At 63.3% G+C, this 23558-nt stretch carries 17 protein-coding genes; 8 read left to right on the forward strand and 9 right to left on the reverse strand.

What is annotated here, in order from left to right; all coding sequences use genetic code 11:
- Positions 1–37: 37 nt before the first annotated feature.
- From gyrB to dnaA, 6 genes are all read right to left on the reverse strand, one after another.
- Positions 38–2125, reverse strand: a complete 2088-nt coding sequence (gene gyrB / locus ABIN76_RS05645) for a DNA topoisomerase (ATP-hydrolyzing) subunit B (protein WP_346958741.1) — start codon at positions 2123–2125, stop codon at positions 38–40.
- A gap of 411 nt (positions 2126–2536) precedes the next feature.
- Complete coding sequence (locus tag ABIN76_RS05650; RefSeq protein ID WP_346958742.1) at positions 2537–3097, reverse strand: DciA family protein; 561 nt, start codon at positions 3095–3097, stop codon at positions 2537–2539.
- On the reverse strand, positions 3094–4308 hold the full coding sequence (gene recF / locus ABIN76_RS05655; RefSeq protein ID WP_346958743.1) for a DNA replication/repair protein RecF: 1215 nt from the start codon (positions 4306–4308) through the stop codon (positions 3094–3096). The genes ABIN76_RS05650 and recF overlap by 4 nt, the downstream gene beginning before the upstream one ends.
- Before the next feature lie 22 nt (positions 4309–4330).
- Positions 4331–5215 (reverse strand): phosphogluconate dehydrogenase (NAD(+)-dependent, decarboxylating), encoded by an 885-nt coding sequence (gene gnd, locus ABIN76_RS05660; protein ID WP_346958744.1) that lies wholly within the window; start codon positions 5213–5215, stop codon positions 4331–4333.
- Between the two features lie 179 nt (positions 5216–5394).
- A complete protein-coding gene (dnaN, locus tag ABIN76_RS05665) occupies positions 5395–6519 on the reverse strand; it encodes a DNA polymerase III subunit beta (protein ID WP_346958745.1) in 1125 nt (374 codons plus the stop codon).
- Between the two features lie 591 nt (positions 6520–7110).
- Positions 7111–8532, reverse strand: coding sequence for a chromosomal replication initiator protein DnaA (gene dnaA, locus ABIN76_RS05670; protein WP_346958746.1), 1422 nt, complete (start codon positions 8530–8532; stop codon positions 7111–7113).
- Positions 8533–8998: 466 nt separating this feature from the next.
- Here dnaA and rpmH point away from each other — a divergent pair, with 466 nt between their 5' ends.
- From rpmH to ABIN76_RS05710, 8 genes are all read left to right on the forward strand, one after another.
- The gene (gene rpmH, locus ABIN76_RS05675; protein ID WP_003800212.1) at positions 8999–9136 is read left to right on the forward strand and encodes a 50S ribosomal protein L34; all 138 of its coding nucleotides are present in this window, start codon (positions 8999–9001) and stop codon (positions 9134–9136) included.
- A 41-nt stretch (positions 9137–9177) separates the two neighbouring features.
- On the forward strand, positions 9178–9588 hold the full coding sequence (gene rnpA / locus ABIN76_RS05680; RefSeq protein ID WP_346958747.1) for a ribonuclease P protein component: 411 nt from the start codon (positions 9178–9180) through the stop codon (positions 9586–9588).
- Positions 9581–9988 (forward strand): membrane protein insertion efficiency factor YidD, encoded by a 408-nt coding sequence (yidD, locus tag ABIN76_RS05685; protein WP_346958748.1) that lies wholly within the window; start codon positions 9581–9583, stop codon positions 9986–9988. The genes rnpA and yidD overlap by 8 nt, the downstream gene beginning before the upstream one ends.
- A gap of 16 nt (positions 9989–10004) precedes the next feature.
- Positions 10005–10985, forward strand: coding sequence for a membrane protein insertase YidC (gene yidC / locus ABIN76_RS05690; protein WP_346958749.1), 981 nt, complete (start codon positions 10005–10007; stop codon positions 10983–10985).
- The gene (locus ABIN76_RS05695) at positions 10985–11596 is read left to right on the forward strand and encodes a R3H domain-containing nucleic acid-binding protein (RefSeq protein WP_346958750.1); all 612 of its coding nucleotides are present in this window, start codon (positions 10985–10987) and stop codon (positions 11594–11596) included. The genes yidC and ABIN76_RS05695 overlap by 1 nt, the downstream gene beginning before the upstream one ends.
- Positions 11597–11612: 16 nt before the next feature.
- Entirely contained in the window at positions 11613–12263 is a 651-nt protein-coding gene (rsmG, locus tag ABIN76_RS05700; protein WP_346958751.1) for a 16S rRNA (guanine(527)-N(7))-methyltransferase RsmG, read from the forward strand.
- Between the two features lie 85 nt (positions 12264–12348).
- Complete coding sequence (locus ABIN76_RS05705) at positions 12349–13416, forward strand: ParA family protein (protein WP_346958752.1); 1068 nt, start codon at positions 12349–12351, stop codon at positions 13414–13416.
- Positions 13417–13484: 68 nt separating this feature from the next.
- Positions 13485–14786: a ParB/RepB/Spo0J family partition protein gene (locus ABIN76_RS05710; RefSeq protein ID WP_346958753.1), complete on the forward strand. Its 1302-nt coding sequence runs from the start codon at positions 13485–13487 to the stop codon at positions 14784–14786.
- Positions 14787–20461: 5675 nt separating this feature from the next.
- On the opposite strand, the gene trxA is transcribed toward ABIN76_RS05710, so the two are convergent.
- From trxA to ABIN76_RS05725, 3 genes are all read right to left on the reverse strand, one after another.
- Complete coding sequence (gene trxA / locus ABIN76_RS05715) at positions 20462–20788, reverse strand: thioredoxin (protein ID WP_346958754.1); 327 nt, start codon at positions 20786–20788, stop codon at positions 20462–20464.
- Between the two features lie 37 nt (positions 20789–20825).
- A complete protein-coding gene (gene trxB / locus ABIN76_RS05720) occupies positions 20826–21782 on the reverse strand; it encodes a thioredoxin-disulfide reductase (protein ID WP_346958755.1) in 957 nt (318 codons plus the stop codon).
- A 129-nt stretch (positions 21783–21911) separates the two neighbouring features.
- Positions 21912–23480, reverse strand: a complete 1569-nt coding sequence (locus tag ABIN76_RS05725; protein WP_346958756.1) for an ABC transporter substrate-binding protein — start codon at positions 23478–23480, stop codon at positions 21912–21914.
- Between the last annotated feature and the right edge of the window lie 78 nt (positions 23481–23558).

Consider the following 23558-nt stretch of genomic DNA (forward strand, 5'->3'; position numbering starts at 1 on the left):
GTATATATCGGCTCAGGAATATGTAGCGGTACGTCCGCTAGATATCGAGGAACCGAACGTCCTTGGCGTTCTGCTGAATGAAGTTTCGGCGGGACTCGACGTCCTCACCCATCAGGACGGAGAAGGTCTGGTCGGCCGCCAGGGCGTCGTCCATGGTGACCTGCAGGAGGGTGCGGTGCTCCGGATCCATGGTGGTGTCCCAGAGTTCCGTGTAGTCCATCTCGCCGAGGCCCTTGTAGCGCTGGATCCCGTTGTCCTTGGGGATCCGGCGGCCGGCCGCCTGGCCGGAGACCAGCTTCGCGTCGCGTTCCCGGTCGCTGTACACGTAGTCGTGCGGGGCGTTGGACCACTTGATCCGGTACAGCGGCGGCTGGGCGAGGTAGACGTAGCCGTTTTCAATCAGCGGGCGCATGTAGCGGAACAACAGCGTCATCAGCAGTGTGGTGATGTGCTGGCCGTCGACGTCGGCATCGGCCATCAGGACGATCTTGTGGTATCGAAGCTTGGCCAGGTCGAAGTCCTCGCCGATACCGGTGCCGAAGGCCGTGATCATGGACTGGACCTCGGCGTTGCCGAGGGCCTTGTCCAGCCGGGCACGCTCGACGTTCAGGATCTTGCCGCGCAGCGGCAGGATGGCCTGGGTCTCGGGGTTGCGCCCGCGCTTGGCCGAACCGCCGGCCGAGTCACCCTCCACGATGTAGACCTCGCACTTCTGCGGGTCCTTGGAGGAGCAGTCGGACAGTTTGCCGGGCATGCCGAAGGATTCCAGCGGGCTCTTGCGGCGGGCATTGTCGCGGGCCTTGCGCGCTGCCATGCGGGCCTGGGCCGCGGAGATGGCCTTGCGGATCACGTCGCGGGCGGGACCGGGGTTGCGTTCCAGCCAGTCGCCCAGCCCGTCAGTGACGACGCGCTGCACAAAGCCCTTCACCTCGGAGTTGCCGAGCTTGGTCTTGGTCTGGCCCTCGAACTGCGGCTCGGAGAGCTTGACCGAGATGACCGCGGTCAGGCCTTCCCGGATGTCGTCGCCGGTGAGGTTGTCGTCCTTTTCCTTGATGATGCTCTTCTCCCGCGCGTAGCGGTTGATCAGCGAGGTCATCGCGGCGCGGAAACCCTCTTCGTGGGTTCCGCCTTCGTGGGTGTTGATGGTGTTGGCGTAGGTGTGGACACTCTCGGAGTACGCGTTGGTCCACTGCATCGCCATTTCCAGGGCGATGTGCCGTTCGGTGTCCTCAGTTTCGAAGGCGATGACGTCCTCATGGACGACGTCGACCTTCTTGCCGGAGTTCAGGTGCTTCACGTAGTCCAGCAGGCCGTCGTCGTACTGGTACACCACGGTGTGGAATTCCGCGGGGACTTCGCCCTCGGTTTCGACGACGTCGAGGTCCAGGTCCCCGTCCTCGGCCGGCTCCTCCGCAGCGCGGCGCTCGTCGGTCAGGGTGATGCGCAGGCCCTTGTTCAGGAACGCCATCTGCTGGAACCGGGCACGCAGGGTTTCGAAATCGAAATCCGTGCTCTCGAAGATGCTGGCGTCCGGGTAGAACGTCTGGGTGGTTCCGGTGTCGGAGGTTTCCTCGCCCTTGACCAGGCTGCCCTGCGGCTTGCCGCCGTCGGCGAAAGACATCCGCCAGACGTGGCCCTGACGGCGGACCTCCGTGTCGACGCGGCTGGAGAGCGCGTTCACCACCGAAATACCGACGCCGTGCAGGCCGCCGGACACCGCGTAGCCGCCGCCGCCGAACTTTCCGCCGGCGTGCAGGATGGTCATAACAACTTCCACCGTCGGCTTGTGCTCGCTGGGGTGCATGTCCACGGGAATACCGCGGCCGTTGTCGACGACTTTGACGCCGCCGTCGGCCTGCAGGACGATTTCGATGTGCGTGCAGTAGCCGGCCAGCGCTTCGTCGACCGAGTTGTCCACGACCTCGTAGACCAGGTGGTGCAGGCCGCGGGGTCCGGTGGAGCCGATGTACATGCCGGGGCGTTTCCGGACAGCTTCCAGGCCCTCGAGCACCGTGATGTCGCTGGCGCCGTATTCACGGGGCTTCACCGTCTCCGCGGGGGTGTCCGCCGAAGCGCCTTCCGCCGCTGGGTCCGCCGCCGGAAAATCTGTATTGTCGTTAGCCACAGGCGCTTTCGACTCCTCTATGTTCGTTGAAGGCCGGCCGTCGCCGCCTCCGCAGAGGAACGGTTACCGCCAACAGGCACGTCACTGATGGCCCCGGCTGCATCGTTTGCGCGAGCCTATTTCCGCACACAAAAATGCGTCGGAAACGGACTCAGTCGACGTTTCACCGGCGCCCAGTTATCTATCACGATTCTACCGTGTTATAGGGTGATATCCCGCATTCCGGAGGCCTAAACGCAAGGCAAAATGCCGCTGGGAGGCCGTTGATTCCGCCTGCACGGCCCCCGGGGTGCTCCGGCTGGGTTCCTATACGCCTCCGGGGCGTTGGAGCGCCCTACACGGCGCTTGAGGATTTTTCAATAGTTTTGGAAGAAGTGCTTCATACCCCGCGGGCCAGCCCGACCCGGGTGGCTATCCGTAGGTGTCGCGCGGGCCCCGGCCGTTGACCGTCCGTGACCCCTTGCGCCAGCTTGGCGCAGCGGGACCGAGGACCTGGATGCTCGTGACCACGCCGTCACCCAGTTCCAGCCGGAATTTCTCCAGCAGGCTCAGACTGAGCAGGCGCAGCTGGGTGGCCCAGGCCGTCGAGTCGCAGCGGACGTGCAGGGTGGTGTCGGTGAAGCTCTCCGGTGTGCAGTGCGCGGAAATCTCCGGGCCCACCAGGGCGGGCCACTGTGCCATCACGGATCCGACCGCCACCGGCGAACTCCAACCCCGTTCGGCCACCAGCCGCCCCACCACTTTGCCAAGCCCCAGCGGGTCCCGTCCGGTGCCGTGGAACTGGGTGAAGCCGCGGGTACCAGCGCCGCGGGCGGGTTTCTGGCCGACGCTGCCCGGGCGCGGCGGCGCCTTGCGGCGGATTTCGCCGCGTGCCGCCGCGGCATCGCGCATCCGGTTCAGGGCAGCCTGGGCAGCGTCGATATCATCCGGGTCACGGCCCGGCTGCAGACCGCCGTCGGTGTCCTTATTCATCGATCGACCGGCTCATCGATTCCTCCCGGAATGACCTTCACCCGCCGTCCGGCGAGTTCCGCAGGGATGTCATCTTCGACGGCGGCGGTCACCAGGACCTGTTCCGCGCCGGATACTATTGCCGCCAGTTTACGCCGACGCTGGACGTCGAGCTCGGCAAAAACGTCGTCCAGGATCAGGATCGGGGCGGAGCCGCCGGTACGGGCATCATCCAGCATTACGTAATACGAGGCGAGCCGCAGGGACAGGCACATGGACCAGGTTTCGCCATGGGAGGCGTACCCCTTCGCGGGGGCCTGGCCCAGGACCAGCTCCAGTTCGTCGCGGTGCGGGCCCACCAGGGAAATTCCGCGTTCCAGCTCCCTGCGGCGCGAGGCCGCAAAAGCCTGCACATAACGATCGGTGAGGTCCTCGACGCTCAACTGCCGCAGGTCCTCGGTCCCGGCAGCCGGCTCGCCGGCTGCGGTACCGCCTGCGGCGGCGGGCGCCTCGCCGTCGTCGTCAAACATTCCCTGCAGCGTGGAGCGATAGACCGCCCCGGCCGCCTTGGAGCCGTCGGTGAGCTGGGCGTAGGCGTTTTTGAGGTGGGGCTGCAGCCGCTCCACAAGTTCCAGCCGGGCATGCAGCAGTTCCGCGCCGGCCCGGGCCATGTGCTGGTCCCAGACATCGAGGGTCGCCTCATGGCCGGCAGTGAATTTGCCGGTCCGGCCGGATTTCAGCAACGCATTGCGCTGCTTGAGTACCCTGTCGTAGTCACTGCGGGTGGCAGCATGCCTCGGCATCAGGCTGACCAGCAGCTCATCCAGGAAGCGCCGGCGGTTGGACGGATCGCCCTTGACCAGGGCGAGGTCTTCGGGGGCGAAGAGCACCGTCTGGCAGATCCCCAAGATGTCCCTCGCACGGACCGGGTTGCTGCGGTTGATGCGGGCACGGTTGGCCCGGCCGCCGTTGATTTCGAGTTCCAGCACGGTGGGCTGGCCGGCGCGGACCAGTTTGGCCCGGATCATAGCCCGCTCGGTGCCGAACCGCAGCAGCGGTGCGTCGCTGCTGACCCGGTGTGAGCTGAGCGTGGCGAGATAGCCGATCGCTTCCATCAGGTTGGTCTTGCCGATGCCGTTGGAGCCCACCAGCACCGTGACGCCGGGTTCCAGACTGAGGTCCACCTGGGCGTAACTACGGAAATCTGTCAGCGAAAGTTGTTCTAGGTACACGCCGGTTTCAGGATTCCAGGGTCTACTTGGCCGGCCGGGTGGCGTGTCCGCCGAACTGGTTGCGCAAAGCCGAAACCATCTTCATGGCCGGCGAGCTGTCCTCACGGGAGGAGAAGCGCGCAAACAGCGCCGCGGTGATGGCCGGGGCCGGGACCGCGTTGGCGATCGCTTCCTCCACGGTCCAGCGTCCCTCGCCGGAGTCCTCGACGTAGTCGTCAATGGACGCCAGCCCCGGATCCTCGTCCAAGGCCTTGACCATGAGATCCAGCAGCCAGGAGCGGACAACGGTGCCCTTCTGCCACGCCCGGAACGTTCCCGGCAGGTCGGTCACAATGTCCTTCGCGGCGAGAAGTTCATAGCCTTCCGCGTAGGCCTGCATCAGACCGTATTCGATCCCGTTGTGCACCATCTTGGCGTAGTGTCCGGCGCCCACACCGCCGACGTGCACGAAGCTGTCCGCGCGGTCACCTTCCGGTCGGAGCGCGTCGAAGACCGGGAGGGCGCGTTCGATGTCGGCGGAATCGCCGCCGGCCATCAGTCCGTAGCCGTTCTGGAGGCCCCAGACGCCTCCGGAGACACCGCAGTCGAGGAAACGAATGCCCTTTTCGGCCAGCGCAGCCGCGTGCTTTTGGTCCTCGGTGAAGCGGGAGTTGCCACCGTCCACCACCAGGTCGCCGGCGTCGAGCTTGTTGCCAAGGTCGGTGATGACGGCGTCGGTGATCTCGCCGGCCGGAACCATGACCCAGATCAGGCGGGGCGCCGGCAGAGCGGCGATCAGCTCGTCGACGCTGGCGACGTCGGTGATGTCCGGGTTGCGGTCGAATCCGGTGACCTGGATTCCGCCGTTGCGCAGCCTTTCGCGCATGTTGAAACCCATTTTTCCAAGGCCGATTAGTCCGATGTGCACTTAGGTGAACTCTTTTCTGCGCTGGGTGTCGGTCGTCGTTTTGGAGCCCAGAAAGACAACAGCCTGGGCCCACCCCGCCAGGGTTCCCTGGCCGTGGAGCCCCATCGGCGAGGGGCCCTGCCTGAGCTTGCGAAGGCTGGGAGCCGATGGGAACTTGCGAGGCGAGGGGGGCGGTGGGACTAGTTGGGGAGGCGGACGGGCATGACCAGGTAACGGTAGTCGTCCTGGTCTTCGCCGTCGGCGTCCTGCTGGGCGGTGATCATCGCCGGCTTGGGCGCCGTGGTGAAGGAGAACCGCACGAACTTTGTCTCGATGACGCTCAGGCCCTCGATCAGGTAGTGCGGGTTGAAGGCCACGGTGATGTCCTCGCCGGTCAGCTGGGCTTCGAGCTCCTCCGAAGCCTGGGCGTCCTCACCGGTTCCGGCGTCGAGGTGCAGCTGGCCCTGGGTGAAGGCGAGGCGCACCGGGGTGTTGCGCTCGGCCACGAGCGAGACGCGGCGGACGGCTTCGACCAGTTCCTGGGTCTGCACGGTGGCGTGGATCGGCGTGGAATCCGGGAACAGCGAGCGGATCTTCGGGTAGTCCCCATCGACCAGGAGCGACGTTGTGGTGCGGCCGCCGCTTTCGAAACCGATCAGTCGGCTGTCGTCATCGGCGAGGGCGAGGTTGATGTCGCCGCTGCCGCCGAGGGTCTTGGCGACCTCGTTGAGGGTTTTGGCTTTGACCAGCGCGCTTGTGGAGATACCGGGGGTTGCCGGCTTCCACGGTACCTCGCGCATGGCGAGGCGGTAGCGGTCGGTGGCCAGCAGGGTGATGAGATCGTCCTCGATCTCCATCCGGACACCCGTCAGGATGGGCAGCGTGTCGTCCTTGCTGGCCGCGATGATCACTTGGGACACGGCCTGGGCGAAGGAGTCGCCCGGAACGGTGCCGCTGATCGGGGGCAATGCGGGCAGCGGCGGGTATTCAGCCTCGGGCATGGTGGCCAGGTGGAAGCTGCTTCGGCGGCAAGTCAGGGTCACCTTGTTGCCATCGGTTTCGATCTCCACCGGGGCCGAGGGCAGCCTGCGGCAAATGTCGGCGAGCAGGCGGCCGGAAACCAGGATGGTGCCTTCGGTGGTGATGTCCGCAGGAATTTCCAGGCGGGCCGAAGTCTCGTAGTCAAAGCTCGAGAGGCTGACGGTGCCGGCTTCTGCCTTGAGGAGCAGGCCGGAAAGCACTGGAACAGGCGGCCGCGGAGACAACGACCGGGCGGTCCAGGTCACGGCTTCGGCCAGGACGTCCCGCTCGACTCTGAACTTCACGGAAGGGTGCCGCCTTTCATTGCTGCTGACAAAAGCTAAAACTCACAGGGCCATGGCGGTGCCGGACGCAGTGCCGGTTCCGCCAAAAAGGTAAGTGCATTCATCCCGGGTGTCCTGGCCACCGGTCCCCGGCGCCGGGGACGGAATCACAAAACATGTCCGGGGCGGACGCACTGCAGACAGCTTAGCCCCAAGATCCGAGTTCTCCCATCCCCGGGTTACACCTGTGTGGTTCCGGACGGGGGTCCGGCGCCTCGGTTCAGCAGGGTCCGGGGTGGCCGGTGGTGGGTCGGCAAGAAACTGTTGTTTGAGGGAATTTCATTTTCTTGGGATTAGTAGTGTTAATAACTGCTGTGGAAACTGTGGATAACTCGGTCTGGCCGTGCCGTTCCGGGGTTAAGCCCTGTTCATGGACTGTGGGTTGAGCAGGTTTTAAACAGGGTGTGGATGGGGACAACATTTTTGGCCGGTTCGCCGATCCACAGGCGCCTTAAGGGTTTTAAGCCCATTAACTGCGGTTGTCCCCTTAACTATCCACAGGGTTGTCCACAGCCTCCTGTTAATAAGGTAAGAGTGCGCCGGCAGCGATGCTTAGGAATTGCGCTGCTGCTGCTTGATCCGGTTGGTCAGCTCGGTGACCTGGTTGTAGATCACACGGCGTTCGGCCATCAGTTCACGGATCTTCCGGTCGGCGTGGATCACCGTGGTGTGGTCGCGGCCGCCGAGTTCCTGGCCAATCTTGGGCAATGACATGTCGGTGAGCTCGCGGCACAGGTACATTGCGATCTGCCTGGCCGTGACCAGGGTCCGGGTGCGGGACTTGCTGCAGAGTTCTTCCATGGTGAGCTTGAAGTAATCGGCGGTCTGGGTCAGGATCTGCGCTGAGGTGATTTCCTGGGCGCCGTCGTCCGTGATCAGGTCCTTGAGCACCATCTCGGCCAGTGCCACGTCCACCGGTTGCCGGTTCAGGCTCGCGAACGCCGTGACGCGGATGAGCGCGCCCTCCAGTTCACGGATGTTGCTGGAGATTTTCGATGCGATGTACTCCAGGGCATCGTCCGGCGCGGACAGACCCTCGCTCAGCGCCTTCTTGCGGAGGATCGCGATGCGGGTTTCCAGTTCCGGCGGCTGGATGTCGGTGAGCAGGCCCCACTCGAAGCGGGACTTCATCCGGTCCTCGAAGCCGGCGAGCAGCTTGGGCGGCTGGTCGGAGGTGATGACCACCTGCTTGTTGTTGTTGTGCAGCGCGTTGAAGGTGTGGAAGAACTCCTCCAGCGTCCGGTCCTTGCCGGCCAGGAACTGGATGTCATCGATCAGCAGGACGTCCACGTTGCGGTAAGTGGTCTTGAAGCTGGTGCCTTCATCGTCGCGGATCGAGTTGATGAAGTCGTTGGTGAATTCCTCGGAGTTCACGTAGCGGACCCGGATGCCGCTGTAGAGGCGGCGTGCGTAATGGCCGATCGCGTGCAGCAGGTGGGTCTTGCCCAGCCCGGAGTCCCCGTAGATGAAGAGCGGGTTGTACGCCTTGGCGGGCGCTTCGGCGACGGCGACGGCGGCGGCGTGCGCAAAGCGGTTGGAGGAACCGATTACGAAGGTGTCGAAGACATACTTCGGGTTGAGCCGGCCAAATTCATGCGACGTGCTCGGCAGCATCGGCTGCGGCTTCAGCTCCACCAAGGGATCGGCAACCAGGGAAAGTTCGGCGGTGGGTTCCGGCTCGACGTGAAGCGGCACCAGGTCGGTGTCGACGTCGATCGCGCAGCGGATCTCATCGGAGAAGACGTCCCGCAGGGCGTCGTCGAGGGCTTCCTTGACCTGCGTCTGGAGCACCTCCCGGGTGAGTTCATTGGGGACGGCGACCAGCAGGGTGGAGCCGATGAGGCCCTGGGCCTGGGCGAGGATTACGAAGCCACGCTGCCGGGGTGTGACCCGGTGGTCGTTCTCGAGAAGGCTGACCACCCGCCGCCAGGAACTTCCGACGGTGTTCGCGTGGTTGGCTTCGTCTACCGTCATCAATCAGTTCCTCAAACCTTGCTTGCCTGCGTTACCTGCAGCCACAAGACCGAACCAGACTGCTGGCCCCGGCATAATCCACAGGGTTGTGCACAGTCCGTGGATAATCGGCTACTGGGACACTCTAGGGGATCAAAAGCCTAGAAGATAGCTGGGATCAGCCCTGTGGATAATTACACGGGTGTGGTTCCAAATCGGGGCGCGTGACGCACTTCATCCACAGGCAGGCGGCCCGGTTAACCACAGCTGGGGACAAGCGGCGGGCCAGCGTCCGGTTTGACTCCGGGGGCGTTTTTCCCCTAACGTTGTGAAGTCCTTTGTGTCCGCTTTTCGCCTCATTTGAATCTCTCCCCGACGCCTGCGTCTTGCGAGTCGAGGGAGGCGGCACATACAAAACTTAGCGTCGGCCAGTTCTTCCCCTTTTTTGATCGGGTGGGCGCACCTTTGATCCACTGGAGTAACTAACGTGAGCAAGCGGACTTTTCAGCCGAATAACCGCCGTCGAGCCAAGAAGCACGGCTTCCGCCTTCGTATGCGTACCCGTGCCGGCCGTGCCATCCTGGCAGCCCGTCGTGGCAAGGGCCGCACCGAGCTGTCGGCCTAAATAACTGACTCGTCGGTCACCATCCCTATGCGAGTTGAACGGTGCTAGCCACCCGGAACCGTCTGAGGACCCCTACCGATTTTTCAACAACTGTACGTTCCGGCGTCCGCAATGGACGCCGGAACTTAGTGTTATATGCGGCAGCTCTCGCTGCCGATGAACCAAGCCGGATCGGTTTCATCGTTTCCAAGAGTGTTGGGAACGCTGTTGTCAGGAACCTCGTTAAGAGGAGACTAAGAGAAGCCGGCGCCTTGTCGCTGCAGAAATATCCCAGCGGGTTCGCTATCGTGGTCCGGGCACTGCCCGCCTCGGCAGCTGCCGGCTGGGATGATCTGTTGGGCGACTATGACGCTGCTTTGGAGACAACCATGAAACGGTTGGGCAGCCGCCTTCCACAGGCCGCTTCTACAGTTTCTTACGAGACAACACAGGAAGGGACCCCGCGTGCGTAACTCAACTGCCGCCGTCGTCCCTGTTCCTGGATCCCGCCTTAAAGCCGCCGCAGCCTGGCTGGGCCGGGCGATGTGGAATCTGCCCCGCAACCTCCTGATCGTATTGCTGATGGCCTACCGCAAAGTGGTGTCCCCGCTGTATGGACAGGTCTGCCGCTTTTTCCCCAGCTGCTCGGCGTACGCGCTGGAGGCGGTCACGGTGCACGGCGCCGTCAAGGGCAGCTGGCTCGCGGCCCGGCGCCTCGCGCGCTGCCACCCATGGAATTCCGGCGGTGTGGACCATGTCCCCGCCGGGCACCGGGAGTGGCCCGACGGCCACACCCCCAGAATTGTTGTACTGAACAACCCGGACAAGTACTTGGCTGCTCGGTCTGATGGAGAAGGCCGCTCGGCGGCCTGACGAATAGGGATATCGTATGGACTTCTTTGAAACAATCATGTTTCCGTTCAAGTGGCTGGTTTCCATCATCATGGTGGGCTTCCACGATGGACTGAGCGCCATCGGCCTCCCGGCCGCCAACGGCTGGACGTGGACGCTGTCCATCATCGGGCTGGTGCTGGTCATCCGTGCCGCCCTGATCCCCGTGTTCGTCAAGCAGATCAAGGCCCAGCGCGGCATGCAGCTGCTGCAGCCGGATCTGAAGAAGCTTCAGGACAAGTACAAGGGCAAGACCGACCAGCTCTCCCGCCAGGCCATGGCGCAGGAACAGATGGCCATGTACAAGAAGCACGGCACCAACCCCTTCTCGGCCTGTCTGCCGATGCTGATCCAGATGCCGTTCTTCTTTGCCCTCTTCCAGGTGCTCTCGGGTATCAGTAACGCCAAGACCACCGGTAAGGGCATCGGCGCCCTGAGCCACGACCAGGTGGTCCAGTTCGACGAGTCCAGCATCTTCGGCGCCCCGCTGTCGGCGTCCCTGCTCCACGGCGGTGGCGGCAACCAGGTGGCGGTCTGGATACTGTCGATCGTGATGATCCTGGCTATGACGGCCTCGCAGTTCATCACCCAGAAGCAGATCATGGCCAAAAACATGTCCGAAGAGGCCATGGCGAGCCCGTTCATGAAGCAGCAGAAGATGATGCTGTACATCCTGCCGCTCGTCTTTGGTATCGGCGGAATCAACTTCCCCATCGGTGTCCTGATCTACTGGACCACCACGAACCTTTGGACCATGGGCCAGCAGTTCTTTGTCATCCGCCGGATGCCGACACCGGGATCCCCGGCCGCGAAGGCCCTCGCCGAGCGCCGTGCCGCCAAGGGAATGCCATCCCTGCCCCTGATGGGCGCCAAGAAGGTCGACGCCGAGGCTGAAGCGGCTGCCGCGGCGGCGGCCGCCGTCGCCGCCGCGAAGAGCCAGCGCGTCCAGCCCCAGCGCAAGAACAGGAAGAGGAAGTAATGTCTGCCGAGAGCACCGAACACGCTATTTCCGCCGAGACGCCCGTCGACTACGACTTGCAGGACAGTGTCCAGGAGGACGGCGTCGGCGAGGCCGGGTCCGACTCCGAGGATGCCGGTGCGGGCTCCGCGAAGGGTACGTCGGCGAGCCGGCTGGAGGAAGAGGGCGACGTCGCCGCGGACTACCTCGAGGAATTGCTCGACATCGCCGACATCGACGGTGACATCGACATCGAGGTGCGCAACGGCCGCACCTACATCTCCATCGTTGCCGAGGAGGAGGGCTCCGGCCTGGAGAACCTCGTGGGCCGCGACGGCGAGGTACTCGAAGCCCTCCAGGAGCTGACCCGCCTCGCGGTGCTCTCCGCCACGGAGAACCGCTCCCGCCTGGTCCTGGACATCAACGGCTACCGGGCAGACCGGGCCGGTGACCTGCAACAGATCGCCGAAGACGCGATCGCCTCGGTCAAGGAGACCGGCGCGGCGGTGGCGCTGGCCCCCATGAGCGCCTACGAACGCAAGATTGTGCACGACGCCGTGGCCGATCTCGGGTTTGTCAGCGAATCCGAAGGCGAAGGCGCCGACCGCCACATTGTTGTCTCCGCAGACTGATTCGCAGGGTAGCTTGATGGTGGAGATTAACGCGGCCGAATTGAAGGCCGCAGAGGCTATTTTTGGTGACCGGCTGGAGCTGGCGAAGCGTTACGTTGAGCATCTGGCCACCTCCGGCACGGAACGGGGCCTGATCGGCCCCCGCGAAGTGCCGCGTCTGTGGAGCCGGCATGTGCTTAACTGCGCAGTCATTGAACGTGAGATTGCCCCGGGAAGCCACGTCGCCGACGTCGGCAGCGGGGCCGGTCTCCCAGGACTTTGCCTCGCCATCGCGCGGCCAGACCTGGAACTGACCCTGATTGAACCGCTTGAGCGTCGGGTGATCTGGCTGCAGGAAGTGGTCGATGACCTCGGCCTGGAGAACGTCACCGTGATGCGGACCCGCGCGGAACTGGCCGTGGGCCAAGTAACTGCCGATGTTGTCACCGCGCGGGCCGTTTCCGCCCTTTCCAACCTGGCAGGACTGACCATTCCGCTGCTTGGCGGCAAGGGCGAGATTGTCGCGATCAAGGGGCGCAGCGCCGGCGAGGAGATTGAGAAAGCCGCCAAGGTGATCCGGAAGTTGGGCGGCGTCGAGACCTCCGTGGTTGTGGTCGGTGAGGACCTCCTCGAGGAACCCACAACAGTCGTCCGAATCGTTGTGAACAAGCCTCGAAAGATTGCGTAGCACCAGCCCGGTGCCCTCGGTCTTCCAGGGTAAGAGGTTAGGCTAGTAACCGGCAGTAAAAGCCGAATGAGAGCGAGAGTGTCAAGTGAGCAGTAGCGAAGCCTCCACACAACGGATTCCGCCGTTTGTGTCCCTGGGGTCCGCACGGGCCTTTTCCGCGCCCGCCCTCACTCACAACATTTCCGCTAAGCAAACCGGATCGGTTGCAGCAGCCCCAACGGTTGCCAGCGTTTCACGTGAAACCTCAGGCTCGTCGGTAGCCAACGTCCTGGACTCCATTGACGACTCCAGCCCGATCGCGCGCGAACTGGCACACGAAAACAAGCGCCGGGAAAGCCTGCTCGGCCGTGAATTGCCGAAGCCGGAGAAGACCCGCATCTTCACCGTCTCGAACCAAAAGGGCGGGGTGGGTAAGACAACCACCACGGTCAACATTGCCGCGGCCCTCGCTGCCGCCGGCCTCAACGTGCTGGTGATCGACATCGATCCGCAGGGCAACGCCTCAACCGCACTGGGTATAGAACACCACGCCGACGTCGACAGCATCTACGACGTCCTCATCAATGACGTGCCGCTGCAGGACGTTGTGGCGCCTTGCCCGGATATCGCCAAGCTGATCTGCGCCCCGGCCACCATCCACCTGGCCGGTGCCGAGATCGAGCTGGTCAGTCTGGTTGCCCGTGAGCAGCGGCTCCGGCGTGCCATCGACGTCTACGCCAAGGAACGCGCCAAGAACGGCGAGGAACGGCTGGACTACATCTTCATCGACTGCCCGCCGAGCCTGGGACTCCTGACGGTCAACGCTTTCTGCGCGGCCAGTGAGGTCCTGATCCCGATCCAGTGCGAATACTATGCACTGGAAGGGCTGAGCCAGTTGCTCAAGAACATTGAAATGATCCAGAAGCACCTCAATGCCGATCTGGTGGTATCCACGATTCTGCTGACGATGTACGACGGACGAACCAACCTCGCCGCCCAGGTGGCCGCAGAGGTTCGTGAACACTTCCCGGAGCAGGTCCTCGGAGCTGTGGTTCCCCGCTCGGTGCGCATTTCGGAGGCCCCGAGCTACCAGCAGACCGTGATGACCTACGACCCTTCCTCCAGCGGCGCTCTTTCCTATTTGGAAGCCGCAGCGGAAATTGCTGAACGTTAGAATCTTCTCAACAATTGCACTAGCCAGAGCCGCGGTCTGCCGGGCTCTTCCACTGGAGGGATTTATCCATGAGCGATAAGCGACGCGGCCTCGGCCGTGGACTTGGCGCGCTGATTCCAAGTTCCGCCTCGGCTAACGCCTCCGGAAACGGTTCCGCGCCGTCCCGGCCCGTGGATTTGTTCTTCCCGGAAGCCAGGAAGCGAAGCTCCGATGCGGTGTCGATGGAAGAGACCGCCGAAACGATGGCAGCCCCGGCTGCCCCAGCAGCCCCGGCAGAGAAGACAACGGCGTCTTCCGCACCGGAAGCACTTTCGGGCACCGCAGCTTCAGACCAGGCTGCCGAGGCGGCTGCTCCGTCCACGACTGCGGCCAAGAGCTCAGCCGCCAAGGAGGCGCGTCCTGCAACGTCTGCCGGTGCTGCCGCCAAGAAGGCACCCGCCCGCAACGCATCTGCGGCCCGGACCGCTACACAGGACGCGGACGACGCCGACGCGCGGACCGCTTCTGCGGCCGAGGTTGACGCCGCAGACAATGGGGTGGATCTGGTTGAGGTCCCGGGCGTCCGTTTTGCGGAAATCGCGGTGTCGGACATCCACCCCAACCGCAAGCAGCCGCGCTCAGTCTTCGATGAGGACGACATGGCGGAGCTGGTGCACTCGGTTCGCGAAATTGGTGTCCTCCAGCCAATTGTGGTGCGGACTTCAACCGAGGAAGGTGGCGAGCCGTATGAGCTCGTCATGGGTGAACGCCGCTGGCGTGCAGTGCAGGCTGCCGGCCTGGAAACAATCCCCGCGATTGTCCGCGATACCACCGATGATGACCTGCTTCGCGATGCGCTGTTGGAGAACCTCCACCGCAGCCAGCTGAACCCGCTCGAAGAAGCGGCGGCCTACCAGCAGCTGCTGGAGGACTTCGGAACCACACACGAGCAGCTGGCCGATCGTATTGGTCGGTCGCGGCCCCAGGTATCCAATACCCTTCGGCTGCTCAAGCTCCCGCCGTTGGTGCAGCGGCGGGTGGGTGCCGGCGTCATTTCGGCGGGGCACGCGCGCGCCCTTCTCGCCCTCCCCGATGCAGCGGCCATGGAACGCCTGGCGCAGAAGATCGTTGCTGAAGGCATGTCGGTCCGCGCCACCGAGGAAGCTGTAACTCTGTACCAGAGCCCGGCAGCTCCTACGAAGAACAACATCCCGCGTCCGGGTGCGCGGCACGAGCGCTTGGATTATCTGGCTTCCTCACTGTCTGACCGCTTGGACACCAACGTGAAGATTTCATTGGGTGCCCGCAAGGGACGCGTAAGCATTGAATTCGCCAGCGTAGAGGACCTAAATCGGATCATGGAAGTGCTTACGCCGGGAAGTCCAAGCTAAGCGACCACTGCCTTCGGCGTACAGGCTCTGTTTCACGTGAAACAGAGCCTGTTTTTTGTGCTCTGATTCTGCAGATATACCAGCATGTTCTTTGGTTCGGCCGAGCTCCCCTCTCCGTCTGCGGCTGTTGGGGACGCGTCTCCGCGCAGGTGCAGGTCCTCGAGTAGGCAGGTGCTAAACGATGCCCTGGAACCTGGAACCTGGAACCGGGAACCTGGAGCCTGAAACTTGGAACCGGGAACCTGGAACCTGGGGTCTGCGATTGGTAGAGTCCCGGGCCCTTGTGTGGTGTCTATCGGAGCCCCAGAGGAACCCGACTGGGTCCGGTGCCTGTCTGGAGGCGTCGTAGAGGCCCTCGGGACTGCATGAGCGGCTAGATCTCAGCGTAGCTGGTTGAGGCTCTTTGCAGAGCTTGTGGGCGTTGTGGAGCGTCCCCCACGGCTTGAAGCAGCTGGATTTCCGCATCGTTGTTACCGGGCGGTGCGTCGACGGCTGACAGTACGCGTCCGTGCGGCGGAATGTTTTCTGGGCGGGGGTGATCAGCCGACGTGTAATCGCTGAACGCGCAGTTACACTGCAAGGAATCTGCGAACTCCTGTCCAGACAGCACCGAGCAGGTATCATCATTGTCTACTTTGCGATTCAAGTGGTCCGAGGTGTTTCACGTGAAACACCCCCAGGCCTGCCGAATCAACATGCAGCAGCAGTTGCTGTCGCCGTTTTCGGCTGCCCGCCCGCGTCGGTAGGCATCAGTGCTCCATGGCCCTATCTCGTTATCCGTGTAGTGCTTATGCGTGGATCGCGGAGAGTCGACGACTGAGGCAGGAATAGGCTTCGCGGGCACTAAGTGCGCATGAAAGTGTAATCCCTTCAAGGCCTAGGTAGGCTGAGATCTTCGGCGCTCATGGCATTTGGAACTAGGTGCTCAATATGAACAGGGCCGCTGTTGCACGCCACGAGGGGAACTACCGCAAGAGGCGGACTTTCCTGGGGCTACCGAAGAGTCCAGTCAGTTCCTATGACCGGGTCACTCTTGAGCGGGTTAGGCCGTACAGTCCCGAGATCAGGGCGATGCTGGTGAGGGGGTGGGGCGCGCCAGTCCGCAGCATGCCTGATGGAACCTCATCGTGGGCTCCGATGGAAGTCTAGCCCCTTGTCAGTGTCAGCTTTTCCGAGATGTTTCACGTGAAACAAGGCGCGGTGTGGTCAGTTATTGCTGGAGTCCGCTGAGTGTCCGAGGCAGTGACAAGCGGAAGACTCGTGAGGACGGGCATGGTCACTACATCACCGCCGGCGGGTAGGTGACGGCCCTGCGCTTCTCGAGTTCAACTAACTTCCTGTCAGTCCTTACGCCGTCTCGGCCGCTCTAGGGATCACCAGCAGTGCTGCGCAGTCTCCCCTCTTCTTTCTGCTGTTCGCGCCTAGATGCCAGCGGACGGCGTCTAGGGCGCTGTGGCGCTTGAGCGGAGCGAGTAGTTGAGACTCATGGCGCTGTGACTCGAACTGAACATGCGACCAGCAGGAGCCGCAGGAAATTGCCCAAGATGCTGATCGAGCTGTGAGCTGGCGAACAGCTGGGGCTGCTGGATTCGCGGCAAGTAGACGCATAGTAGCGGTGCCATGGTGATCAGCAGGCGGATGGACTTCTATGCCGTGGTGATCCGACACCTAGCGTTTGATGGGTGTGATGGACAGGTCAGCGTCCTCTGTAACGTACTGGTCTCACAGCTAACTGTCAGTGGGAGGGTTGCCCCTAGATCAGTGTTACGGCGATATCGCTTGGCACTCCGTGGCAGCTCGGGAGGCTCAACCATTCTTCACGAAGGGTGACGCGACTTTGGGCCCGCTCCCCCGGAGAAGGTTCTCGGGCAGACACGTTCCTGGCCACTTGGCTGGGTGTTCGTCCCTGAATCGATGGCGTTGATGCAGCCCGCAGTCGGATGAGCGACCGATGACTGTGACGCCTTCCGCGCGCCTTGTTCGGCCCCAGCTGATGTTCCGCCAGTCCTTGGCTTGTCCGACCCGAGAGGGCCCCATCCACCTGGTTGGGAGCTTCTACTTTTGGGAACCTAGGAGGAACTCCTGGCTCGCAGTTGCTGCGCAGGCTATGGGCTTCTAAGCGGGTCCGAACTCTGTGGTGGAGCTGGCTATGGTCTCGCGCTTCGCTGCATTTGTTGGCCGCCCCCCGTTTAACGGCCAGGCATCGGGGTCACTAGGTAGGTCTTCACGGCGACCGGCACACGAACGATTGGATGGGATAAGCCGGTGGATATCCCTGTGGATAACTTTGTGGATTAGTCCGGACCTGCTGCGGCTCAGGCGCGCCGGCCCCTAGGGGCATTGTGGGTCGCTGAAGCCAGGTAGGGCTGGACCCAGAGCTGGGTAAGTTATGTTTCACGTGAAACGGTGAGAAGAGTTTGCGACGACGAATCATACACCCGGCTGTGCGTCCAAAATCCCCGTCCTGTGGTTAAATTTCGGATGATCTAGGCGGGCTGAGCGTCCCCGCCCTATGGACGCTCTAATAGAGGTCGGACGTCGGATTTGCGGATCCTAAGACAACGATCGTTGGCACTCCGCTGAGGCGGGGTATCTGCAGCGTAAGACCTGTGGATAGAGCTGTGCGTAATATCTCAGTGGCATGTGGATAACTATGTGTATAACTATCGGCAAACCACGGCCCGCCGGGCCAGTGAACTGGTTACTCCTTCCACTTAAGGGCCCCTTCCCCGCCGTCGTGGAAGTAGAGTCGGGCTGACGTCATACGGCAGAGGGGGTCGCTCACGAGTAATGAGAATCAGCGCCCGAACCCGTGTGCGGATTTTATGCCGTGCTTTCACACACCCCACCGCAGAACAAGTCAGATAGTTTTGTCCGACCCCGTTGTCGTGACCGACCCATACGCTCTGTCCAGCGATGATGCAGCTGGGGAGTTTGGCGTGGAGCTGTATGGCGGTGGGTCACGTGTATGGGGCCGCCCGGATGGCGCTCGAAGGCTGGGCACCTCCGCGGTGGAAGGGTTGTCGAGGTGGTGGCAGGAGACGAGGAGGTGCCCCAGGTCAGCCCGACCAAAACAACACTGCATGCCTTGCTTTCGGTGGGAGGGGTAGATCCGACCCGTGCCGGCGGAGTACCAGGGGGGCCACCGGGTCACCTGCGTTGTGGCGGTTCTGAACGCGCAAGCGGAAGTAGCAGGACACGCTGCCCTTGGGACCTCCGTACGGCAGCAGTGCCTGCTGCTGAAGGGACCTCCGGACATCAGGGCGTTGTGGTTCCTGCGGACTCCTGCGCTGAGCTGCGCCGATAACTGCAGGGTTATCCGGCGGTATCCGGACGTGGAACTGCCGCGATTTGGCGCCCGCAGGGTCGTGAGTCCTGCCGAGATTGCCAGGGGTTGTTTGAAGATTTGGGCCGAGCAGACGTGTGTCACGCATCTGGTCCAAGCAAGAGGCTGGGACCCGATCCCGTGTTGGCGAGGTCGCCCGCTTGTTCTGGATAGGCCGGCAGCTGCGGGCCCTGGATAGGCAGGCCGCTGTGGCAGAAGGACAGCGCATCACTGCCACCAGAACGCCAGCATGCCAGACGCAAGAACCGGTTGCGACGTGACCTGCGACTGCGTGGGTTGTCCCCGGGCTGACTGACATAGGTTCAGTTCAGAGGCCGCCTGAGCTGTTCTCTCTGCCCTTCTCGCTCCTATTGTCGCGGCATGATCCCCTGCCGACTCCTCAACCCGCATTGATTTCTCGGCTCCGCCGTGGAAGGTTCCACAAGGTGTAGGCCGCCTGAGCGAGGCATTTGGGTAAACTAAGCGGCGCGGCTTCCCAAGGCTAAGGGCCGTTCAGCACCGTGCAAATTTGCCACAGTGCGTACTCCGCGCACTCACTGATTGCAGTTCCTCGCGCTGGTTTTATGTTTCACGTGAAACAAGACGATACGCGGTCCGCCATTCGACGAGAGCTGGGTTTTGTCTGTGGCGCGGTGCGGACCGCCAGGTCCTCGAATGGCGGGCTCCCCTCTTTCCTTAGGATTCGAGCTCAACCCGCTTGTGGTCCTCCACCAAGCGGAAGTGCAGAGGGCACCCGCGAAATTGCTCAGGCGCTCTGGCCGTGCGGATACACGCGTTGAGTGCACCCCACGAAGGGGCTCAGCCGGTGTGGCCCTGTAAGGACTGGCCCTGCGCGGATACGCGCGTTGAGGCCACCCCCGCGAGGGGGTCAGCGTCGATCTGGCTCGGTGTGGGCGTGCGCGTCGATGGCCCGCGGTGTGTGCCGACGCCGCTGGTCCTCGAGCTGATCGTCCTTTTGATAGCTGTCTATCGGTATGAACAGTGAACCCGCGCGTCAGCCACTTTGATCGATGGCTCCGCTGCGATATCCATGTTAACCGCTGTCCGGTGAGCGTTTCACGTGAAACATGACCCTGGGCGGGCGCCCAACCCACTTTGTCCGAGGATCATTTATCACCGTTCTAGTCTGGGCAGCTGCACTTCGGGGGTTCGACGAGCCTTAGCGCGGCGGTAGAACCACTTCAGAGCCGCACCGCGATCGGGGGGCTAGTACCTGTGGCTTCTCAGAGACGTTCTCGGAGGGCCCCGCGCACGGTCTGGATCCGCCCACCTAGGTCATGATCGACGGCCGCTTCCAGAGGACGGCCGAAATCGCGACGATCGGCTTGTCCGCGGCGCCGAACTCCTGTCTTCCTGCGGTAAAGTGCGGAGACACGGCCCAGCGCGCACGAGGAATCTGTTCTGAACCCGGGCCAGCGCGCAAAGCGGGTATGGAGTTCCTGACGGCCCGCCAATCAAGGTTTCACGTGAAACATTGCCAACTGTCCCCTAGGTACGTACCGAGAATGACTGTGTTGAGGACGGTGCGAGGAAACATACGAACGAAGGCAGCATCCCAGGGGGATTTTGGACCGGGATCTTAGGAGAACACGGTCCCCAAGCGGGCCCTCCGGTTTCACGTGAAACATGCACCCGCTGGGACGCCTAGCGCGGGAGGTCTGATGGTAGTGACGAAGCAAGCGGAGGAGGACCGGCCTATTGCAGGATCTAACTCCGCCGGAAGCTTGGTTAGATGAGATCCGGCCTACTAGCGTCGGCGAACCTAGGTCGCCCGCCGCGTTCAAGCCGTTCCGGCCCAGCGATGCGCGGCCTACCGCGCCAACCCGCCGGCCCTTCTCACACACTGGGTGGGAGGCCTCTCTTGGCGCGCCGCCAGCCCCGCGGGTGCCCCTGGATCACGCTGCGATCAGCAGGTTTTTTGCTCAACGGCCGGTGATTCCTAGCAATCTGAGCTCATCGAAGGCTGGTGTCCGCCTACTGCCGTGTGCCGGACGCTGTAGGTGTCGTCGTGTCCAATTCCATCGAATTCACGCAGCTCAATTAACGACTTTAGGTTTCATCCCCGTCAATGCGCCAGCTCCGGTTTGACTCTGGCCAGCGGCCAGCGGCCGCAGGCGGCACGCCGCCCCGGCGCGTCGGCCGGCCAGCAAATGCAGCCCACAAGGTTCTGCGTCCCCGGGGCCCGCACCGGGACGCGCCCGGATCTCTTCAGCCACGCAGGAGGGCCAAAAAAAGGCGGTGGCCCTCACTCTAGAAGTGGGGGCCACCGCCCGGCTGCGGACCCTTCGGCCGGATCAACCGGCCAGCGCGGGGCCAGCGCGGGAGCAGGTTAGGACAGGAAGTCCGCGAATTCCTTTTCGAAGAACTGCTTTGGCCGGGCGCCAATGACGGTGCCCTTCACTTCGCCGCCCTGGAACAGGTAAACGGCGGGGATGGAGGTTATGCCGTATTCGGCAGCGATCGCCGGGTTGTCATCAACGTTGACCTTGACGACGTTGACCTTTTCGCCGTACTCAACGGAGATCTCGTCGAGGATCGGGCTGAGCTTGCGGCAGGGTCCGCACCATTCGGCCCAGAAATCGACGATGACGGGCTTGTCGGCTCCCAGCACGTCGGTGCTGAAGCTGGCGTCTGTTACATCTTTAGCGTTGCTCATAACCTTGTCTCTCTCTTGGGTGATTGCCGCGCGCTGATTAGGCGTGGAGGTCAGCGAGGTAGTGCTCGACGTCGAGGGCTGCGACACAGCCGGATCCCGAAGCCGTGATGGCCTGGCGGTAGGTCGGGTCGATCACGTCGCCGGCGGCGAAGACGCCCCGGACGCTGGTTTTGGAGGTGCGGCCGTCGACGGCGATGGTGCCTACGGGCGAAAGGTCCAGCTTGCCCTTGATGAGGTCGGTGCGGGGATCGTTTCCGATCGCGACGAACACGCCGGTCACGGCGAGTTCCGTTTCGGTGCCGTCAAGCAGGTTCTTCAACCGGAGCCCGGTGACCTTGTCGCCGCCGAGCACGTCCTCCACACCGCTGTTCCAGATGAAGTTGATCTTCTCGTGGGCCAGGGCGCGGTCGGCCATGATCTTGGAGGCACGCAGGGTGTCGCGGCGGTGCACCACGGTGACCGACTTTGCGAACTTGGTGAGGAACAGTGCCTCTTCCATCGCCGAGTCGCCGCCGCCAACCACGGCGATGTCCTGATCCTTGAAGAAGAAACCGTCGCAGGTTGCACACCAGCTCACGCCGTGGCCGGAAAGGCGCTTTTCGTTGGGCAGGCCGAGCTCGCGGTAGGCGGAACCGGTCGACAGGATAATGGACCGTGCCTGGAAGGTCTCTCCCGTAGCAATCGTGACGGTCTTGATGTCGCCGTCGAGATCCAGTTCGGTGACGTCCTCAAACTGGATCTCGGTACCAAAGCGCGCGGCCTGCTTCTCGAAGTTCTCCATGAGGTCCGGACCCATGATGCCGTCCGGGAAACCCGGGTAGTTTTCGACGTCGGTGGTGTTCATCAGTTCACCGCCGGCGGTAACGGACCCGGCCAGGAGCAGCGGTTTCAGGTTGGCGCGTGCCGTGTACACCGCGGCCGTGTAGCCCGCCGGTCCGGAGCCGACGATGATGACATCACGTACTTCGGACGCGGTGTTTTCTGCGTTGGTCACTGAACGGTGAACCTCTTCCTTTATCGATGCGCCCGCCAGGGTGGCCGGCCACATGGCACAACTATGGTGGGTAGCTGAATATTCCGCCCGGCCCGGCGCTAGGGCAGGGATGCGCGGCCGCGGCAGCTCCTACTGGATCTTGATCTCAGCCAGGCGGAGACCGTAGCCGTACCGGGTCTTGGGGGCGGCCAGTTTCGGCAGGCTCTTGATGGAAACAATCACGTACTGCGCCGTGACCGGTTCCTGCAGCGGCATGGTGAGCTCCGGCGAGGTGAAGCTGTTACTGCCCACCTGTTTGGCGCCATCAAGCGAGGGCTGGTTGTTGGTGAAGACGCTGATATTGCCGCCTGAGGCGCCGAGCTGGCTCAGCGTCACCGAGGAGATTTGGGCCGGGGCCTTCAGTTTGACGACCAGCGGAACGCCGTCAGGGGCGAAACCGCCCCAGGCGTCGTTCGCAAATTCCATGTCGGACCAGTAGCTGGCGGCGTTGCCGTCGAAGGTCTTGACCAGGTCCCCGTCATAGGTTGCGGCGAAGTCGAAGTTACCGATCCGGCTGACCGATTCGATAGCCGGCGGCACGGCGGCCGGCGGTGCGCTTTCGCTGGCCGAGGGCGTTGCGGACTGCGCCTGCGTGCTCGCTGCGGGAGCCGTGGACTTGCCGGCCTCGGGTGTACTGCCCTTGAAAAGCCCGCCAAGGTTGGTTACGGCAAAGATGAGGCCGATGACCAGGACGGCCGCCAGCAAGGCGCCGACAAGCCAGCGCATGGAACGGGGCTCGCGACGGGGTGTCTCGTCGTCGTCCTCGTCGTCGTTGTAGCGGTCATCTGACGGAGTCTGCTTGGCGGAAGCCGGGAAGCTGCGCGCAGCCCGGTCGGCACCGGAGCCGGAGAGGGCTGCTGCTTCCAGCGCTGTTGTCCGTTCATCCGGCTCGGCATCGTCGTAGTCGTCGTCTTCCCAGCGGGAAACCTTTGGGGTCGTATCCGCCGGTGGTGTCTTCGGTGCAGGCGGGACAGGCTGTGCGGGCTGGACCGGCTGGGCTGCCGTTGGCTGCACCGCAGCTTCCTGCGGCGCGGTATTCGGGGATTTCGCAGCGTTCACCGCGGCGACCCCTGCCGCTCCCGCTGCTACCCCGGCTGCTGCTGCGCCGGTACCGCGGGCGCCCGCGGCCGGCGCGACCGGAGCCGGAGCCGGGGCGGCGCGCTGCGCGGGTGCCGACGGCGTCGGGGGCTGCTGCCCGGCCTGACGCTGGTGCTCTCCATAGTTGATGTAGCCTGCGTCGACTTCCTCGTCGTCGTAGAGTCCGTCATAGGTCTCAGGCTCATTCGACCGCGGTTGTCCGAAGATCTCACTGCCCAGTGTGTCGGTGAAGAACGGTTCGACGTAGGGCGGGTTGGAACTCACCACAAGGTCCAGCAGGTCTGCGGCTGAAGTGTGGTTGGTGATGAGGTAGGTGGCGGCGTCGCTGACCCCCAGGTCGAGGATCTGGACATGCCCGGGCCGCTCGCCGGTGGCCACCTCGCGGGCGCTCTGCGCCACCTGGTCGGCGTTGCCCGGACCGGCTACAAGGATGCTCACCGGCCGGTTCAGAACCTGGTCCACTCCGTCCAGCACCAGATCCTGGTCATGCGAGGTCAGTACAGTGGCTGTGACCTTGTACCGGCCGCCAAGTACTGATCCGACATCGATCGGGTGGGACACGGGCTCCTCCTAGGCTGTCCGGGAACTGCCGGCCTCGATGACTTCGTCAGTCACTCAAGGCCCCCGGTAAAGCCGGTT

Origin of the sequence: uncultured Arthrobacter sp. (assembly GCF_964021775.1) — a bacterium.
Lineage (GTDB): Bacteria > Actinomycetota > Actinomycetes > Actinomycetales > Micrococcaceae > Arthrobacter.

Coding starts and splice junctions, on each gene's coding strand:
- ABIN76_RS05650 (WP_346958742.1), bottom strand. CDS start 3,097: ATGAATAAGGACACCGACGGCGGTCTGCAGCCGGGCCGTGACCCGGAT.
- dnaA (WP_346958746.1), bottom strand. CDS start 8,532: ATGACGGTAGACGAAGCCAACCACGCGAACACCGTCGGAAGTTCCTGG.
- yidC (WP_346958749.1), top strand. CDS start 10,005: ATGGACTTCTTTGAAACAATCATGTTTCCGTTCAAGTGGCTGGTTTCC.
- ABIN76_RS05695 (WP_346958750.1), top strand. CDS start 10,985: ATGTCTGCCGAGAGCACCGAACACGCTATTTCCGCCGAGACGCCCGTC.
- rsmG (WP_346958751.1), top strand. CDS start 11,613: ATGGTGGAGATTAACGCGGCCGAATTGAAGGCCGCAGAGGCTATTTTT.
- ABIN76_RS05710 (WP_346958753.1), top strand. CDS start 13,485: ATGAGCGATAAGCGACGCGGCCTCGGCCGTGGACTTGGCGCGCTGATT.
- trxA (WP_346958754.1), bottom strand. CDS start 20,788: ATGAGCAACGCTAAAGATGTAACAGACGCCAGCTTCAGCACCGACGTG.